This is a genomic window from Enterococcus sp. FDAARGOS_553 (genome assembly GCF_003812305.1).
Taxonomy (GTDB): Bacteria; Bacillota; Bacilli; order Lactobacillales; family Enterococcaceae; genus Enterococcus_D; species Enterococcus_D gallinarum.
Window position 1 is genome coordinate 676,278 of sequence record NZ_CP033740.1, and the last position, 18,833, is coordinate 695,110.

Below are 18,833 nucleotides of genomic sequence, written 5' to 3' on the forward strand. Positions count from 1 at the left end.
GTGAAAATGAGTAAAATATTGCGCAATACACGCATTATGCTATCCATAGTCTATATCCAAATAAAAAAAGGATTATAATTTTTTTTTCATCCATTCCAAAATTATGATTATAAATTGACATCCTAACCGCTTGTTTCTTCTCATTTTTGGCCTTGTCAGGCAGTTTGTTTGACATTTACTTGAAATGCTTGGAAAGGATAAATTTAGAGTTAATTTCACCTAGCATACTAAAAAAACGTAAGAGTTCAAGAGATATAATTAGAATAAGATTATAAAAATCACATAATAAAGCAATCTTTACCACTGAAAAATTAATCTATTATCCGAATTATTTGTACTTGATGCCCCTATATAGAAATCGCTAACATCATTTATATTTCATAGAATTAATAATGTTATAACGAATAATAATTCACTGTATTTTCTAAAATAAAATAACTCAAAGTATAATAACCGAAAAAAAATTTATAATTTTTTCTAAACAACATTAGAAAAATAATACAATCATAAAAAATAAAATAACTATTAATCTAATTTAACAGCATGTATTTTTATTTCCGTGCGCAAAAAAAGCACCAAACAGTCCTCTGTTTGGTGCTTCATTTTCAATTATTTGGAAAAGAACGTCCATCAATAAATGTTGTATAGATATGCTCGTCCTCTACTTGCTCTCCTTGAATCGATTTGACGATTTTCTCTGAAGCAATCATTCCCCAACGATGCTTCGAGTAAGAAATTGTCGACAACCGCGGCTGTATAAACGCCCCTAATTCTGTATTGTCAAAACCAATGATGCGGATATCTTCTCCGATTTTTAAGTCTGTTTTACGTACATACTTATAAACCCCGATGGCCATTTCATCGTTTAAGGCAAAGATATCGATTGGTCTTAGCGGATTTTTTGCTAAAATTTCTTCTGCTCCCCGATACCCTGAGGGTTCAGTAAAATCACCAGCTATTACATCATAGGAAATGCCAAATCGGGTAAGCTCTTTGATACTGGCTTCTAACCGTTCTTGACTATCATAACTTTTTTCAGGACCAGCAAGTAAAAAGACATGTTGGCTGCCACCTGAAATCAATTTATCAATAGCCAGTGCCGCACCACCTTTATTATCCAAAAGGACTTGATGGATATTTTCATGATCGAGGATCCGATCTAGTACAACGATTTGATGTCCCCGCTGAGCATACCGCTCAATTTCCTCTGAAGGAAAAGTCCAATCTAAAATGATGGCTCCATCGATCATACGCTCTGGTATAAACAAATGGGATTTTTTGCCGCTGCAAACAATCATTTCGTAACCAAAAGTCTCGAGACTTTTTTTAATCCCGTCTAGCAACTCTCCATAGAAACTCCCCGCGTAGTCTGCGAGGTACACGCCAATGATGTTCGTTTGTCTGCGCTTCAGTGTACGAGCAGCCATGTTCGGAACATAATTCAAGTCACGAGCAATCGCTTGGATACGGGCGCGCGTCTCCTCCGTCACTTTAGGGCTGCCGTTCAAAGCATAGGATACAGTGGAAATAGACACACCGGCTTTTTTAGCAATATCTTTGATCCCTACCATGGCTCCTCCTTTCTATCGATAAATATCGATATGATTTATTTCCTTATTGAACAACGGCAGCACTGCTGATTTGTCTAAACAAAAGGCCCCTTTTCGATAGCTGTTTTCTGCTAGTGTATAGTCTACCGGTTGGCCATTGATCAATACCTGTTCTTTTGACGCTTCGTGAAAATGGATCTTAACCGGTTGATCAAAGACCCGGTAGGTCATCGTTAAGTCAGATAACTCAGTTGGCAAGACAGGATCAAGGAACAAATCATCTGCCATTTCGCGAATGCCCAAGACATTGCTGATCAATTGATTCAAATAGATACCTGGTCCGCTGGAGTACACGCGCCAACCGCCTTTTACACCGACGCTTCCATCTCTAAGTTTACCAAAATTCTCTTGGGCTTCAAGCCTTGTTTTGAAATCGCCGTCAGAGCTGCTGAAATAGACATTGGCTTGTCGCAGTTCTGCATTTGGCACGCGTTCTTGCAACTGAATAGGATTGATGACCCCTAAAGCATGCCAAGTTTCTTCTTTTTGTCCCAATTTGGCCATTGCTTCAGTAAAACGGATGTGGGCATGAACATATTGCAACCCGATTTCCCGACCAAAGTTCGCTGCTTGCTCTGCACGTTTGAAATTCGTACTGACCCCACCATGATAAGCCGCTGGACGATTCATCAAGCGAACGCCATCTGGATGTTGCAAGTGTTCTTTGATGATGCCTAAATGGTGCTCGGCTTCGTCCGGAGAAAGTAATTCACCGATCATGCTTTGCTGCATCGGCAACAATCGGTACTGAATCCCTGTCTTTTTGTCTTCTGGATGGATCATCAATTCCACATGTTCAGGGTCTTCCATATAAACAAATCCTGGGATGGTTCCTGAGGACAAAATGTATTTATCAAAATCTGTACGAATGCCGCTGACGATGGTTTGTAAATGATCAGCATAATTTGGATCATAGTCTTTCAGCTGTGCCGCTAGTTTCTTCATCACTTCATAAGTTAATGCAACTGTCCAACTGCTGGCCATCTGCTTTTTCAATTTGCTATTGTTTGGCTGCAGGGTATCATCCCAGTCCCCATCCCCATAACATGAAAGATACGTACCTTCCAAGAAATTCGCTTCGATATATGCAATCTCTTTCTGTAAATGATCATAAAGAGAAGCAGTTTGACTTGTCTTTAAGAACGTTTCGCGATCTGTATAAGGTATTTGCGTTTCTAAAATCGCGAAGTCCTTCGTTTTTTCCAAGTAATCGCTGACGACTTTCATTGGCCACACAATCACATCTCCATGACTTTCGTCGGCTTTTTGTTTTTCGTAGCGGTCAAACATAAACCATTGCGGCCAATTGCCATCGTCGGCAAATTGATTGGCAAAGAGGTGTTTGATGATCGACGCAACGATCTCTGGACGATTGACTGCTAAGAAAAATTCTGTTGGTCCTTGTGAGACATCTCTGGTCCCCCAAGCAGCACCGCCATACTGTTCCAAACCATGAGGAGACAAATAATGGACCAGCATGTTGTGCGTGTACCACCGAGAGAGCAAATTAAGAGTTTGGACTTCTGCTTGGTCATGGGTCAATTCAAATTGATTCAGCAGTGAATCAATGAACGTCACATATTTTGCTTCTTCTTGCTGCTTAGAAGACGCTTGTTCTCGGTAAGGATCTCCGGTCAACGTTCCTTGAATCTTAAGGGTAACTTCTGACTGATCCGCAAATGTCAGAACAGTTAGTGCGCCATCACTGTTTTCTTGTAAGAACAAGGAATCATCTGTCACATCAAAAGGCTGATCCGCCTGCAGATAATAAGTTAATTCTGGATACGCTTCTTTTACTGGTGACATAGTCCCGCTTGTGATCACTACTTGCTGCTCTTTTTTCACAACCGCTGTCGGTGCTTCTTCATCTGGTCCCATCAAAAACTGGTTGCTGATGGCCCATGAATAAGCCTTTTTGCTATGGATCGTCGTTCGGATCTCACGGCTGTCAAGCAGTGTATACGTCGTGACCGTGATCAAATCATCTGCTGTTTTGTAATACCACGTTGCAGAGTTCAGCCCCATCTCGAACGCAGATGGCATCGTCAATAAGCGCCACGTATCCTGTTCTTTCAAGTAGATCCGCTGTCCTGATCGTTTCATGACATTCAACGCATTACGGCTGTTACTCAATAATTTATTCATTGACGTATTCCCTAGAACGATCTGCGAATTGAAAATACCATACATATAAACCGTCGTACTAAGCAACGGCTGATCTACCACTAGATCACTGCCACTCAGCAATATATGCCCATGAGCCCGTTCCACGGCACTTTCTTTTTCCTTCAACACAACGTGACGGTAGTTTTCGGTAAAAAATGAATACATTTGGCCATCGATTCGTTCCATTGCTTCCTGTTTTGGAAATAGCGCGGAAATATCTGCTTCTGACAAGGTCTCTCCAGTCAATGCTGCTCCGAGTTGTTTTGCCGGAAGTAGCTGTGTCGTCAATGACTCAAAAGTCAATTTTTGAAACTGTTCCTTCAGAGAAGGGCGGTCGAATTGCGGACCGGATACTGCTTGTGGCTGATCTGCCTTGACAGCACTATAAAAAATGACTTCTGTTGTTTCGTCAGATAGCTGATAAGACTCGGACTGCAAAGCAATGTAGGCAAATTCATATTGATACACTTCATTCGCTAATGTTTCGTGCGCTAAGGCTTGCGGCAAATTAGTCACCTTGTATGTTCTGCCAAAAAATTGATACCCATCTGTTGAATAACTCCGCAAGGGTTGGAAACTTCCTTGTTCGACTAATGGAAATTTGCCGGATTGCGGTTGATTTTGACGAGAAGAGACGACGATCGTTCCGTTATCCTGAGTCACGTGGTGATCCAGATATTGAGAAACATACGCTTCATTGGACTGAACTGCTCCTTTTAGTGCATTGCCTATATCTTGACCATAAATGATATCTGCTTTTCCAGAACCCGTTAACTGGATTCGCCAAAACCAGCAATCTTCTGCCAGTTGCAAGTCCACTTGATAATGAACGTCCAAAAACTCTCCTGACCAAGACAACTGCTGTTGGGAATACCCAAACTTACTGGCTGAATTAGAACCGACCATCGGTGTCCAACGAATCCCTTCTGATGTATAGACTCGCAGATACAATTGATTCAAACTGCCGTCTAACGGATTGCCATTTAGTTGATTGATCATCATGCCATTGCTATCTATTTCATACAGATCCCCAGTTTTCAAAAATCTCAGGCGTGTCTGATTCTTTTCAAGAGTAATATATTGTGTCATATAAACCTTCCTATCCTTATCTTACGAATTTGAATGTAGCCATCTGCAGATCGCGACTGTTGCTGCCGACCATGGCTTGGAATGTGCCAGCATCACTGGATGTTTCCTGATTGCTGTGGACGTAACGCAACATATCTTCCGTAATTGAAAAAGTTACTTCTTTGGTTTCCCCTGGTTCTAACCATACTTTTTGGAATCCTTTTAATTCTTTGATTGGTCGGACAACTTCACCAACGAGGTCTCGCAGATATAACTGGACGGTTTCTTCACCAGCAAAGTCGCTATTATTCTTGATCTGAAGGGATACTGTCAGTGTCTCTTCAGCAGACAGTTGTGATTTATCTAAACTTAACTCACTATACTGAGCCTCGTGATAGCTCAAACCGAAACCAAAAGGATATTTTGCATAGTTGGAGACATCCAAATATTTCGAGACATATTTTTCATCAGGTGCACTTTCATAAGGACGACCGGTAGTTTCAGTATTGTAATAAACAGGTACTTGACCAACTGTTTCTGGGAAAGACATACTCAAACGGCCGCTTGGATTGTATTGTCCCCATAAAAGATTTGCTAATGCGTGACCACCTTCTGTTCCAGGGAACCATGCTTCAACGATGGCTTTTGCTTCATCAATGCCTTGAAGATCTAATGGACGACCATTATACAAGGTCACAACGAGTTGCTCATTGACTGCCTGCAATTGTTTGAATAATGCTAACTGCGCTTCAGGCAAGCGAATATCGCTGCGGCTCGCTGCTTCTCCGCTCATCCAGTCTTGTTCACCTAGTGCGAGAACCACTTTATCTGCTTGTTTAGCTAATGTAACAGCTTCATTGATCGCTGCTTCTGTTGGCGCAAAATAATCGAATGGTTCTTTTCCATAAAGAATGTTCTCTGAAACTGCTTTGCTCCCTTCGATCAATGAAACGGCTTCTTCTTGTTTCCCTTGCCATGACCATGCACCTAAAATATCTTTAGAGTGAGCCGCTGGTCCAATGATCGCGACCGTCTCCGTTGATTTAAATGGTAAGATGTTCTCATTCTTCAATAAAACCATTGATTTTTGAGCGATTTCTCTCGCGGCTGTTCGATGTTCTTGCGAAAGTACGACCCTAGCTTCAGCAGCTTCATCTGCCCCACGATGAGGATTTTCAAAAAGACCAAGATCATTTTTAAGGGTCAAGATCCGCAATACTGCTTCATCCAATAACTCTTCCGCAACAGCGCCTTCTTCGATCAATTCTTTCAAATAATCGTTGTAGCAAGTCGTCATCATTTCAATATCGACGCCTGCTTTGATCGCTAATTCTGCCGCCTGTTTCTCATCCTCTGCTGCGCCATGGGCAATGATTTCTTTGACCGCACCCCAGTCAGAGATCACTACGCCATCAAAACCAAATTCTTTTCGCAACACATCACGGAACAACCAGCGATTCGCTGTAGCCGGAATCCCATCTACCGTATTAAAGGAAGTCATCACCAATTTTGCCCCAGCTGCTAGTGCGGCTTGGTAGCCTGGTAAGTAACTTTCCCGCAATTGACGCTCAGACATATTGACTGTGTTGTAATCACGACCGCCAATTGCTGCGCCATACGCCGCAAAATGCTTCACACAAGCGGCGACCCGTTCAAAATCATTGGTCAAGTCTTCTCCTTGGTAGCCTTTCACGAAAGCCTCCGCAAGGCGACTGTTCAAGTAGGGATCTTCTCCGGTAGATTCCATCACTCGTCCCCAACGAGGGTCTCGGACTAAGTCCACCATTGGCGAGAACGTCACATGGAGCCCAGACACAGCGGCTTCTCTAGCTGAAATTTCGGCCATTTGTTCCGCAGCATTCAGATCCCACGAACTACCTAGAGCCAATGGAATCGGGAAGATTGTTCGAAACCCATGGATAATATCTGCCATTAGAATCGTCGGGATCTGCAGGCGATTGTTTTTGATGTATTCTTGTTGTACTCGGATCGCTTCTTTGGCACCGGAAACGCCTAGCGTTGTTCCAGCGTTGTTGATGGTTTCTTGGGTCAGTCCCAGATCACTCATCGGTCCGGTTTTTTCTTCCGCTTTGTCTGAATAAAACGCAGCAGCCAGTTGCAATAATTGATCGATTTTTTCATCGATAGTCATTTGTTCAAGTAAGTGCGTCAATTTTGTCTTTTCCATTTTTGTTCCACCTTTATCGTTCATCGAATCGGAGATCTGCTTCCAACGGGAAATGATCGGAAGGAAACCGTCCGTCACAAGAATCCGTCAAACACCCGGTTTTAATGATTCGAAATCCTTTAGTATAAATATAATCAATTTCTTCTAACTGGTTCCATGGGAGTTGATAGTCAAAATTTTGATAGGAACCTCTGGGACCGTAATGTCCTTTTTCATTTTGTTCTTTTGCGTTAACAAAAATCGTTTGCAGGGATTCATGGACGCGTTCAACTGCTTCTGCATTGAGATCCCCCATTAGTAAAACGGGTAAAGCGGCGATTTTATCCGCTAACCGTTCCAAGATGACTTTCATCCCTTCAAAACGGGCGATTTCTGAAATATTGTCCAGATGCGTGTCGATGACTAAAAAGTCATGTCCTTTTCTATCTCTTAGTACCGTCCACAAACACAGACGCAAGTATTCCGCTTCTGGATGAATACTTGGCACATCAGGTGTCAGAGATAACCAAAATGAGCCTGAATCTACTTTAGAAAACATCGTCTTCTTGTAATAGATCCCGATACCTTCTCCTGTTCCATCGCCGTCTCGTTCAGCAGTTACCGACTCGTAATCAGTCAATCTTGCTAAATCAGCGACTTGCGTTGGCCGGACTTCTTGTACGCACAAAATATCCCAATCATGATAATCGATCAATGCCAATACTTTGTCCGCACGATAAGACCATTGCCACTCTTTATCGTAATCCGTATCCACACGTAAATTGTAAGTTGCCACTTTCATTTCTTCATATCCTTTTTAACAATTTTTGGATCTGTTGCATTTCTTTTCGAATCTGTTTGGCTTCACCGCCGCCATGCCCTTTGTTTAAATACACAGTTAATTGTTTTGGGGTTGAGATTCGATGATAACTGACAAAAAAATCGGTCATTGGGCAGATAGGATCCTGGCTCCCTACTGAAGCAAAGACAGGGCCAGTGATTTTTGCTGCCAGATTTTTCAAATCATAGTAGGCCATTTGGTAATAGATGGTCTCCTTGCTATCTGGAAAGGTATCGATATATTCTTGCATCACATGATAGCTCCCAGTTCTGCTTTCGATGCGGTGAGAAATATTCGAGTGACTAGGAACATCTGCAAAAGTCGCAAAGATTGGCGTTTCAGCCAGCGCATTGACAATTAATGCAATCCCGCCGCCTTGTGACCCGCCTCTTAAAATCACTCGTTCAGAATCAATCTCCGGCAGCTCTGCTGCGACCTCTAGCAGGCGAAGACTATCTGCAATCATGCGTTTCATATAAAAATCTTCTTTTTTTAAAATTCCTCGACCAAACGGTGCCTCATGTTGCGTCGTTTCATAAGGATGTGTATCTTTCGTACGGCCGCCTTGCCCGCGATTATCGATCACCAAGCAGGCACAATCAATCAATGCCCAGTGGGCAAACTGAAAGGGTTCCTGTAGGTGATTCATATAACCTAAATAATCGATGACGATTGGAAGTTGGCTCTTATTTTTCGGAACTAAAAGATAGCCGTAAATCGTTTCATTGTATAAACTTTGGAAATTGACCTGATAGACATCGATTCCTGTCAGCAATGCTGGTTGTTGCTTTCGTTCAAACGCTAATGGAATCTGTTTGATTTCTTGTTTGACTTGTCGCCAAAAACGGTCGATTTCCTCCTGAGATGGTTCATTTCTAATTGATTTCATTGACGTCACCCTCTTTTGCCCACACCTTATGAAAGAACAGTACTTGCAGATAAGCGAATCCTGAAATACCTAAACATACGAATAAGAAAGAATTGATCTTATTCAGCAATAGAAATACGAATACTGGAATCACTAGCAAGATGATCGCATTTGCGGTACTGCTCAACACCGCATAGGCAGTTTCGTGTGCGGTTTGTTTGACTGTGGAAGAAAACAAACAAAACAGTAGGACAAACACCGTCAAGAATAAACCAGCTAAACTGCTGAGTATCACTGCCAACACCCCAAGATAAGTGGTGATTCCCATCAATCCATAAATGATCGCCGCGGTGACAGCAACATACCCCACGATGATCCCTTCAAGTACGATTCCACGTTTGATATTTGCTAGAAAAGCTCGACTATACCGTTGCCAAACTGGAACATCTTTTTCTTGGTAAAGCTGATCGATGGTTTGATACAAGGCGATCAAGGCTGGTCCTGTCAGTACAATCGTGACCGCAGGAACAAGGAACAAAAAACTTAATAGGATCATATCCGTGGCAAAGGAAAAGACACGATAGTACCATCCTTCATAAGAGAAAATTTGTTTCATCTCCACTCACCTGCTCCCTTTCTAGTTTCAATCCTACTGATTTCTTGTTGTTTTCTTACTCATCTCTTGTTTATTATCCTTTTGCTAAAGTAGTAAAAAGATCCTTTTACATATACTTTTGTTGGTACTTTTCTACATCTGCTCGTCTACACTGCGCTTCGCCTACAGTTGCTTCTAGGCTGGCGCCAAGAAGAACTTGCATGTCTTGCTTTGTAAGCCAATCGCAGTGTTTCAAAGCACCGAGTAGGTACTTTTCTACATCTGCTCGTCTACGCTGCGCTTCGCCTACAGTTGCTTCTAGGCTGGCGCCAAGAAGAACTTGCATGCCTTGCTTTGCAAGCCAATCGCAGTGTTTCAAAGCAAAAAGAGGAAAGGTCGTTGGGTCTCGCTTTCCTCTTTTCATCCTTTCTATAACTGATTATTTAAGTTTTTCGCGGTTTTCTGCCATTTTTTCAGATTTGACTTCTTTGATTGCATCCCAATTGTTGGAATCTAAAAAACTTTCAAAATCAGACAGTGTTGAATCAAACGTTTTTTCATCTTTTGAACGAATCAAGGAGATGACTGTGCTATTTAGTTTTGTTTTGATCGAATTATTGGAACGAGCTTCTGCAGTCCCAGCATCTGGATCTGTGTTCTCAATAACAAAGTGCGGATAAAGTTTTCCTTCGCCCCATTCTTGCATTTGGGTTAATGCGCTCTCTGTTTCTACTTTCAATGCATTGACACGGTCATTGTTGAAGTAGTTGAAGCGACTGATACCATATTTCTTGTTGTACCCTTCGTTATCTGTTTTCTCCATTTCTTTTACTTCAGGTAAGTAATCGATTTTGCCTTCGTCATTGTATTCATAAGTGACGCCTTCAACACCGAATTTCGTCAAGATTTGTCCTGGTTCATCGATCAAGTAAGTGAATAGTTGAGTGACTTTTGCTGGATCGACTGCATCTTTTGTGATATAGTTGATCAACCAGCCTGAGATACCGGTTTGATTCAATGTTGGTTTCCGGCCTGATGTGCTGGCTGGTCCATCAATAGCAATATAGCGAGTATCAGAATTCTTCATAAATTCAGTAAAGTTGCCGCCTTGACCACTAGTTCCTGCAACAAGCATCGTTGCATATTTCCCTTGTTTCACTTTTTCATCATAGGTCGGACCGTCATCTGTAAAGCTGTCATCACTGATGTTGCCTTCACGGTATACTTTGTTGAATGTTTTCAACCAATTGATATATTCTTCATCTAAGTTGCGGTCATAGTAATTACCAGATTCATCTTCTAATGGAACACCTAAGAAGTCTTGTAATTTATCTAAGAAAGGACCTGCTGTGTCACCGACAGTCGTGAAGCCCATTGGGGTTAGATCAGGATATTTCTCTTTGATTTGATCCATTACTTTGACAAAATTTTCTGGTTTAGAAATGTCTGGTTTGCCAAGTGCTTCATAGACATCTTCACGAATGACGAAGTTATCATTTACCGGAATATTGCCGCTTTCATAATCGGCTGCTGTATTCGAATAGTTTGGATAGCCATATGTTTTGCCATCGTCTAATGCAAACCAATTGAAGGTATCTTCTGTTACGACATTCAATAGGTAAGGATCATATTTTTTCGCTAGATCATTCAATGAGTAAGCCCAGCTATCTGCTTTAGTGGCTGCTTGACTGGTTTTGTCCATCAATGTCACGATGTCTGGCATATCGCCACTTGAAATAAGTGCATTCAACTTCGAGTCGTCTCCGGAAATAAATTCGATATCGATATTTAAATCTTTCTTGATCTGTGCGGTGGTAACATCTTCCCCAAAAGGTAATGCCGTCCAGTCTGAGTTGATGTACCAAGTGATTTTAGTTGGTTCTTTTTTGGTATCAAGTTTCCATGCTGGTGTTTTCTCATCAAGCTCATAACGATCTTTGATCGAAAAATCTGAGCTGCTAGCGTCATCCGAGCTGCCGCCACATGCTGCTAAGCTAAGTAATGCTGTTGCTGCCAATAAACTGCCTAATACTTTTTTCATACTGATCCCTCTTTCTATTCTTTTACCGCACCGGCCATCATACCGCCGATGAAGTGTTTTTGAAGTAATGGATAGATAATCAAAATTGGTACAGTCGTGATAACGATAGTAGCCAATTGCACCCCGCGGGTCGTTGCCTGCACGACAAAGTCGGTACTACCGCTTTCGGTCATCGTGCTTAAGTTGGACTGCACAATGATTTCATAGATCTTCATTTGCAGCGGATAGAGATATTCTTTGGTGATGTACAATTTTGTGGTCATAAAGTCGTTCCATTGTCCGACACCATTGAACAATATGATGGTAGCTAATGCTGGTTTCGTTAATGGTAGGAAAATCTTGTAAAAAATTTGAAATTCGCTGGCCCCATCGATTTTCGCCGATTCTTCCAAAGAAGGAGGAATCTCACGGAAAAAGTTCATCAAGATAACGACGTCATAATAGCTGAATAACGCTGGAATGATATAGACCCAAAATGAATCTAATAACCCTAACGATTTGATCAGCAAATAGGTTGGGATCATCCCCCCGCCGAAGTACATCGTAATGACTCCTAGCGTGGTGTAGATATTCCGGCCGATCAGCCGTGATTTACTGAGTCCGTATGCCACAACGGCACAAAACAGTGTATGTGTCACTGCCCCGATCAATGTTTTCAGTACAGAGATCAAAAATGCCCGTGGGATACTGTCATCGGAAAATACTTTCCGGTAATTCTCCCAAGTAAATCCCCGCGGCCATAAAACGAGACCGTTTTCAGCCAACCCTGAACTAGAAGATACCGATGAGACTAAGATATTCCAGATTGGAATAATGATCAGCAGCGAAAACAGAACGAGGATCACTGTGTTAAAGAAATAAAACCATTTGTTCTCTTGTGTTCTTCTTTTTATCACTTGGTCACCCCTCCTATAAGATAACTGAATTGCCATTGTTCAATTTGCGTGTCACACGATCGGTGATGACTAGAAGAATGACAGAAATGATTGCTATTCCCAAGCCAACCGCTGTTGCATATGAGAAATCGCCTTGTGTCAGACCCATTTTATAAACGAATGAGTTGATGACTTCCGATTTGTTTTGGTTTTGTGAATTCATCAAAACCAATGTCTGGTCTAAATTAGATCCTAAGATGCCGCTCACATTTAGGATCAGATTCAATGAAATGATCGGCGTCAAAAGTGGTAATGTGATTGTCCGAATCTGCGTCAACTTGGTGGCGCCATCGATTCTGGCCGCTTCATAAAAAGTTGGATCGATACGAGACATTCCTGCAAGATATAAAATCGTTCCCCATCCTACTTCTTTCCAAAGGTCAGATAAAACAGCGATCCACCAATATTTATCAGGATCCAACAAATGATTGACACCTTTATCCATCATTCCTAAAGACATCAGGACTTGGTTGATAAACCCATTGGTCGACAACCATGAAATCATCATACCGCCTAGGACAATCCAAGAAAAAAAGTGAGGGATATACGAAACGGTTTGAATAAATTTCTTCAATTTTCCGTCCCGCATCTCAAAAATCATAATGGCGAGAATAATTGGAATCGCAAAGCCTAAGCCTAACTTCATCATACTGATTGCTAACGTATTCCCAACTGCTTCCCAGAAAAAACTGTCGTGTAAAATAATTCGGAAATTCTCTAACCCTACCCATGGTGCAGAGGAAATCGTATCAATGACCGTATAATTCTTAAAAGCAATAATGATTCCATAAATTGGAATATAATTAAATACGATCATGAATGCCACGCCTGGTAGTACCATCCAATGCAGTTGCCGCTGCCGGTATATCTCTTTCAGCTTACTCATACGCAAAAACCCTTTCTGTTATCGTCTCAACGCTCATCCTATCTTTTTCTTTTTAGTGAAACGTTTCTACGAGTTGATTATAAATCGCGCTAGAAAGAAATGCAAGCCTTTACATCATTAAAGTTTTATCATTTTTCATTATCTTATTTTTAATGACTTACATATCCTTTAAAGATATTTTTCACAAACAAAAACCTTTAATAACAAGGTTATCCGCTACACCAGATCACTTATTTTTGTTTTTCTACAGCTCTTGCAACTGTTTATTGCGTTGTTTCTTTTCTCGAAGCAACTAATTTTAGAACATGAACGATAGAAAAACGTTTCACTAAACCATAAAAAAAAGAGCTTTACAGCTCTTCAAAATGATTTTCATAGCCAAAATGGGTATAAGCAAGTGTGGTAGCGATCCGTCCACGTGGTGTTCGTTTCAAAAACCCTCTCTGAATCAAGTAAGGCTCATACATATCTTCCACGGTCTCTGTTTCTTCACCGATGTTTACAGATAATGTGCTGAGGCCCACAGGCCCTCCACCATACAACTCGATCATCGTTCGAATCAGCTTCTGATCCACATAATCTAAACCAGCATGATCGACTTGCAAAAGCAGCAAAGCTTTATCTGCGATTTGGCGGTCAATGATTCCATTCGCTTGCACTTGCGCGAAGTCTCGAACACGTTTCAGCAAGCGGTTAGCGATCCTTGGCGTTCCTCGAGATCGTCGAGCAATCTCAAATGCCCCTTCTTCCACGATCTCCGTCTGAAAAATATCCGCTGAACGTAAGACGATTTCTTTTAAGTCTTGGTCTTCATAATATTCCATATGAGAAATGATCCCAAATCGATCCCGTAATGGTGCAGAAAGCATCCCTGCCCTAGTCGTAGCTCCTACTAGGGTGAATGGCGGCAACGGGAAATGGACCGGATGCGCAGTTGTTCCTTGGCCAACCATGATGTCCACGAAGAAATCTTCCATTGCAGAATAGAGCATTTCTTCGGCAACTCGCGGCAAACGATGGATCTCATCAATAAACAAGACATCCCCCGGCTGCAATTCATTCAAAATCGCAATCAAGTCTCCCGGCTTTTCGATAGCAGGTCCACTAGTCGTCTTGATGTTGACCGCCATTTCATTGGCGATGACCATCGCCATTGTCGTCTTTCCTAATCCAGGTGGTCCGTAAAGCAGCACATGATCCAATGCTTCTTCCCGATTTTTGGCTGCTTGAATGTAGATCGACAACTCTTCTTTTACTTTATTTTGACCGATATATTGCGCGAGAAACTGCGGACGCAATGATTTTTCGATCAATTCTTCTGTTTCATTCGTTTCCGGTGAAACAATCCGTTCATCCGTCACCTAACTCGCTCCTTATTTTTTCATCATCAATTTTAATGCTTCTCGTAAGTATTCATCTGTTGATTTAGTCGTATTAGGCGCTAAATATTTCTCAGCTTTCTTGATTTCTTTTTCACTATAGCCTAATGCTTTCAAAGCTGCCATCGCTTCGTCCAACGCGGTATTCGCCACAGTGACTGGTGCCGTTGGCTCTTCACCGACTAATTCTGCGACTTTTCCTTTTAAGTCCAATATCATTTGCTGTGCTGTTTTTTTGCCAACACCTGGGAATTTGGTTAAATAAGTGACATCTCCGTTTTCGACAGCCGTGATCAATCCCGCATGGTCTTCATTCGCCATAATTGCCAATGCACTTTTAGGACCGATCCCAGAGACGCTGATCAGTTTTAAAAATAATTGCTTTCCTTCTAATGTAGAAAACCCGTATAAACTATGGGCATCTTCTCTAATTACTTGATGCAGATAAATCTTCACTTCTTGATTCAGCTTGCCGCTGAACGCATACGGATTGCCGAATGCCACTTGATAACCGATACCGTGCGTTTCAACAACGATATACGCCGGAAAGATATCCGTGACTTTTCCAATAATATATTCGTACATAACCGTTCCTTTCTATACATCTAGCTGTACATACGTTCCCTTTATTGTAGCATAGACTGAAAGACAAAAAAAGAAGCAAGCGAAGCTTGCTCCTTTACTCAACAAGAGAAGTATATTCTCCATATCCTTGCTCAGCCATTTCTTCCAATGGGACGAATCGCAAGGCTGCGGAATTGATGCAGTAGCGCAACCCGCCTTTGTCTTGCGGGCCGTCTGAAAAAACATGTCCTAAATGGGAATCTGCTTCTTTACTGCGGACTTCGACACGGTGCATGCCATGAGAGAAATCTGCTTTCTCTTTGATTTCTTTGCGGTCGATGGGCTTCGAAAAAGAAGGCCATCCACAACCAGCATCATACTTATCTGTCGAAGCGAATAGCGGTTCGCCGCTGACGATATCCACATAGATCCCTTTTTCATAAAAATCATCATAAGTCCCTGTAAAAGGACGTTCGGTCGCATTTTCTTGTGTGACCGCATATTCGATCGGTGACAATTTCGCTATCAAATCTTCTTTTGATTCTGACATTTTTCTCACCTACTTTCTTCTCTTATCTTGCCTTTTTTCCAATCGTTTGTAAACGAACTTGCTTCTTTACTTAAGAAGAGGGCAGTTCTGGCCACCTTCTGGTTCTTTCAGCAAAATGATAAAACGGCGGCTGGTCTTTCGTATAGATTTCTTCTGTGAAAACTGCTTCTGTCAATTCTTGAAACAAACCAGTGGCAAAGAAGAATTCTGCCGTCTCCTGTGCATAATAAAATAAGCTAGAGCCACACTGGCGGCAAAATCATCTTTGCGCCCAATTAGAAGAGTTATACCGTTGAATCAAGGATTCGCCAGTAAATGTGATTTGATCACGGGAACAAGCGGCCAGCGCTAAAAAAGGACCACCATGAAATTTCTGACACATTGAGCAATGACAAGCAGTCACTTGGGGATGAACCTCCGTTAGCTCAATCGTAACTTGACCACAAAGACACCTGCCGGATAGATTCATTTTTCCAGCTCCTCCGGAAATTCTTTTAATAACTTGGCAACCGTATTAACAGGGAAGCCAACGATCGTATAAAAATCCCCTTGGATCGCTTCAACAAACACTTTTGCTGCTCCTTGGATCCCATAGCCCCCGGCTTTGTCTTGATATTCCCCAGTTTTCAGATACTCGGTAATCATTTGCTCCGTCAACAGACTAAAGGATACTTGTGCAGAAACCAATTTTTCTCGTCGTTTTTCTTGTTTTTGTAAAACGACCGCAGTATGGACCCAATGAGTCTTTCCACTCATCTTCTGCAACATCCGTCTGGCATCTGCTTCATCAGCAGGTTTGCCGAAAATCTCCTGGCCCACCACTACGGTAGTGTCACTGGCGATCACAAGATCTGTGGGAAAGCAGGCTGTGACAGTTGCTGCCTTTTCCCGCGCCATTCGCTGCACATACTCCTCTGGTGCCTCTCCAAATACCACAGACTCATCGATATCTGCCGGCTGTATCTGAAAAGATGGGACCAATTCCGCTAATAATTCTTTTCGCCGTGGCGATTGAGAAGCTAAGACAATCATTCCATTCCACTCCTTGCACGATGCGGATCTTGGATCCGTTTAAACATTCGCTCCATATCACTATTGGTAAAATGAATCAATACCGGACGTCCATGAGGACAATTGAAGGGATTCTCACACTTTGCAAGATCCGCCAACAGGATTCGTGCTTGCGCCTCATTTAGATAATGATTGGCTTTGATCGAACGTTTGCAGCTCATCATGATCGCTGTTGCTTCCCTGAATTTCTTGACGCTGACTGAACCTGTCTCTAAAAGCATGTCGATCATTTCTCGAATGATGCTTTCTTCTTCTCCTGCTGGGTACCAAGTGGGATGCGCCCTTACAATAAAGCTGTTCGCCCCAAACTCCTCCAAATGGATCCCAACTTCTTGTAATTTTTTAGTTTGTTCCTTCAACTTGATCGCATCATTATTGGGATAATCTAAGACGATCGGTACCAATAATTCTTGCAGATCGTCGCTCACTTCTCCGATTTTTTCCCGAAAATATTCATATTTGATCCGTTCTTGGGCCGCATGCTGGTCCACGATATAAAGTCCTTCGTCGCTTTGAGCAAACAGGTACGTCCCATGCATCTGTCCGAAATATTCTAAATGAGGGAAACGTTGCTTGGCAGGCGTTTCTTCTAACAAACGATCCACATATTTCGTATAGTTTTTCTGTCCGGCATGCAGTTCAGGATGCAGCCGTTCTTGCGCCTGCTCTTCGATTAACGACAAGTCCTGCTGACTGGCATCCTCGAGAACAGACGCTGCTGGTTGATCAACTTCTTGGACAATCTCTGTCACAGGTACTGTCGCAGCAAAGGGATCTCGCAACGTTTTATTGGGCAGTGTTTCTTCCAGACTATCGAAAACTGCTTGATTTTCCACAGAATATGCCGAAGACTCCGGAGCCTTTTCCCTTTGCTCCGCGCTTTCTGGAAGTTTTCCACCTTCCTCCACAGGGTTTTCCACAAAGTTATCCACAGTCTGTTGATAACCTGATGACGCCACTTGAAACTTTCCTGTCTCGCGGTTGAAAGTTAATCCCGAAGAAGTCGTAGGACTCGTTCCCAGATCCAGTTTCGTTTGTTCCACAGGTTCAGTGGTCACTTTTTTCTTAAAACGAAGATTATCGGCAGCATTCGGAATCAAATTCTCGTCTCGCAAACTGTCATTGATCGATTTACTGATCAATTTGGTCAGTTCTTCTTCTTTTGATAAACGTACTTCTTGTTTAGTGGGGTGAACATTGACATCGACTAATAATGGGTCCATCGTGATCTCCAGGACCGCAATCGGGAATCGTCCCACCATCAATTTTGAGCCATATCCAGCAACGATTGCTTTATTCAAGGCAAAATTCCGAATGCATCGTCCATTGATGATCGTGGATAGATAATTACGGCTAGCCCGGGTCACTTCAGGCAACGAGACATAACCAGTCAGCTTAAAATCAAGATCTTCACTGTTGATAGCTAACATTTTTTTAGCAGTCTCAACACCATAGATCCCGGCGATGGTTTGTTTCAAATCCCCGCTACCAGTAGTAGTCAGCATTTTATTGCCTTCATGGACCAAGCGAAAAGCAACTTCCGGGTGACTCAATGCAATACGGTTCACGATATCGCCGATATTGGCCAATTCTGTCTGCAATGTTTTGACATATTTCAAGCGCGCTGGCGTATTATAAAAAAGGTTTTCTACAGTGATCTTCGTTCCTTGCCGCAAGTTCGCTGGTATATGTTCTTCCACAGTGCCTCCCTTCAACCGAAGGAATGAGCCTTGAGAAGCATCTTTGACAGCTGTTTCGATTGTTAAAATCGAGACTGAGGCAATACTTGGCAATGCCTCACCGCGAAAGCCAAGTGTCCGTATCCGAAACAAGTCATCGCGGTTATGGATCTTGCTGGTGGCATGGCGCTTGAAGGCCGTAACGACATCTTCTTCGGCAATCCCCTCGCCATTATCGATCACCTGGATTTTGCGTAGACCGGCTTCTTCAATGAAGATATCGATCTGTGTGCTGCCGGCATCCACTGCATTTTCCACAAGTTCTTTGACAACAGAGGCTGGCCGTTCCACGACTTCACCGGCAGCGATTTGATTCGCTAGACGTTCAGATAATTCTTGGATCTTGCCCATCT

16 protein-coding genes are annotated in these 18,833 nt (G+C 42.4%); all 16 read right to left on the minus strand.

The window, feature by feature from the left end; translation table 11 throughout:
* Positions 1-605: 605 nt before the first annotated feature.
* The 16 genes from EGX73_RS03555 to mutL all read right to left on the minus strand — a co-directional run bounded on the left by EGX73_RS03555 (position 606) and on the right by mutL (position 18,831).
* Entirely contained in the window at positions 606-1,571 is a 966-nt protein-coding gene (locus EGX73_RS03555; protein ID WP_003128108.1) for a LacI family DNA-binding transcriptional regulator, read from the minus strand.
* Positions 1,572-1,583: 12 nt separating this feature from the next.
* The gene (locus EGX73_RS03560) at positions 1,584-4,865 is read right to left on the minus strand and encodes a sugar phosphorylase (RefSeq protein WP_021150591.1); all 3,282 of its coding nucleotides are present in this window, start codon (positions 4,863-4,865) and stop codon (positions 1,584-1,586) included.
* Positions 4,866-4,881: 16 nt separating this feature from the next.
* Positions 4,882-7,032, minus strand: a complete 2,151-nt coding sequence (locus tag EGX73_RS03565) for a glycoside hydrolase family 3 N-terminal domain-containing protein (protein ID WP_029486280.1) — start codon at positions 7,030-7,032, stop codon at positions 4,882-4,884.
* A 13-nt stretch (positions 7,033-7,045) separates the two neighbouring features.
* Positions 7,046-7,813: an endonuclease/exonuclease/phosphatase family protein gene (locus tag EGX73_RS03570; RefSeq protein ID WP_003128105.1), complete on the minus strand. Its 768-nt coding sequence runs from the start codon at positions 7,811-7,813 to the stop codon at positions 7,046-7,048.
* Between the two features lie 4 nt (positions 7,814-7,817).
* Positions 7,818-8,741, minus strand: a complete 924-nt coding sequence (locus tag EGX73_RS03575; RefSeq protein ID WP_005470078.1) for an acetylxylan esterase — start codon at positions 8,739-8,741, stop codon at positions 7,818-7,820.
* Positions 8,728-9,336 carry a DUF624 domain-containing protein gene (locus EGX73_RS03580; protein ID WP_117474686.1) on the minus strand — a complete coding sequence of 203 codons (609 nt, stop codon included), beginning with the start codon at positions 9,334-9,336 and terminating at the stop codon, positions 8,728-8,730. The genes EGX73_RS03575 and EGX73_RS03580 overlap by 14 nt, the downstream gene beginning before the upstream one ends.
* A gap of 106 nt (positions 9,337-9,442) precedes the next feature.
* Positions 9,443-9,739 carry a hypothetical protein gene (locus tag EGX73_RS03585; RefSeq protein ID WP_123866738.1) on the minus strand — a complete coding sequence of 99 codons (297 nt, stop codon included), beginning with the start codon at positions 9,737-9,739 and terminating at the stop codon, positions 9,443-9,445.
* A 15-nt stretch (positions 9,740-9,754) separates the two neighbouring features.
* Entirely contained in the window at positions 9,755-11,356 is a 1,602-nt protein-coding gene (locus EGX73_RS03590; RefSeq protein WP_003128100.1) for a hypothetical protein, read from the minus strand.
* 14 nt (positions 11,357-11,370) lie between these two features.
* Positions 11,371-12,252, minus strand: coding sequence for a carbohydrate ABC transporter permease (locus EGX73_RS03595; protein WP_021150594.1), 882 nt, complete (start codon positions 12,250-12,252; stop codon positions 11,371-11,373).
* Positions 12,253-12,265: 13 nt separating this feature from the next.
* Positions 12,266-13,177 (minus strand): sugar ABC transporter permease, encoded by a 912-nt coding sequence (locus tag EGX73_RS03600; protein WP_005470074.1) that lies wholly within the window; start codon positions 13,175-13,177, stop codon positions 12,266-12,268.
* A 350-nt stretch (positions 13,178-13,527) separates the two neighbouring features.
* Positions 13,528-14,538 (minus strand): Holliday junction branch migration DNA helicase RuvB, encoded by a 1,011-nt coding sequence (ruvB, locus tag EGX73_RS03605; protein WP_003128097.1) that lies wholly within the window; start codon positions 14,536-14,538, stop codon positions 13,528-13,530.
* Positions 14,539-14,550: 12 nt separating this feature from the next.
* Positions 14,551-15,141 carry a Holliday junction branch migration protein RuvA gene (ruvA, locus tag EGX73_RS03610; protein WP_003128096.1) on the minus strand — a complete coding sequence of 197 codons (591 nt, stop codon included), beginning with the start codon at positions 15,139-15,141 and terminating at the stop codon, positions 14,551-14,553.
* Positions 15,142-15,235: 94 nt separating this feature from the next.
* The gene (gene msrB, locus EGX73_RS03615) at positions 15,236-15,670 is read right to left on the minus strand and encodes a peptide-methionine (R)-S-oxide reductase MsrB (protein ID WP_003128095.1); all 435 of its coding nucleotides are present in this window, start codon (positions 15,668-15,670) and stop codon (positions 15,236-15,238) included.
* Positions 15,671-15,929: 259 nt separating this feature from the next.
* Positions 15,930-16,139, minus strand: a complete 210-nt coding sequence (locus EGX73_RS03620; protein ID WP_003128094.1) for a GFA family protein — start codon at positions 16,137-16,139, stop codon at positions 15,930-15,932.
* On the minus strand, positions 16,136-16,702 hold the full coding sequence (locus EGX73_RS03625; protein WP_005470071.1) for a nucleoside triphosphate pyrophosphatase: 567 nt from the start codon (positions 16,700-16,702) through the stop codon (positions 16,136-16,138). The genes EGX73_RS03620 and EGX73_RS03625 overlap by 4 nt, the downstream gene beginning before the upstream one ends.
* A complete protein-coding gene (gene mutL / locus EGX73_RS03630; RefSeq protein WP_005470069.1) occupies positions 16,699-18,831 on the minus strand; it encodes a DNA mismatch repair endonuclease MutL in 2,133 nt (710 codons plus the stop codon). Before mutL ends, EGX73_RS03625 begins: the two co-directional genes overlap by 4 nt.
* Between the last annotated feature and the right edge of the window lie 2 nt (positions 18,832-18,833).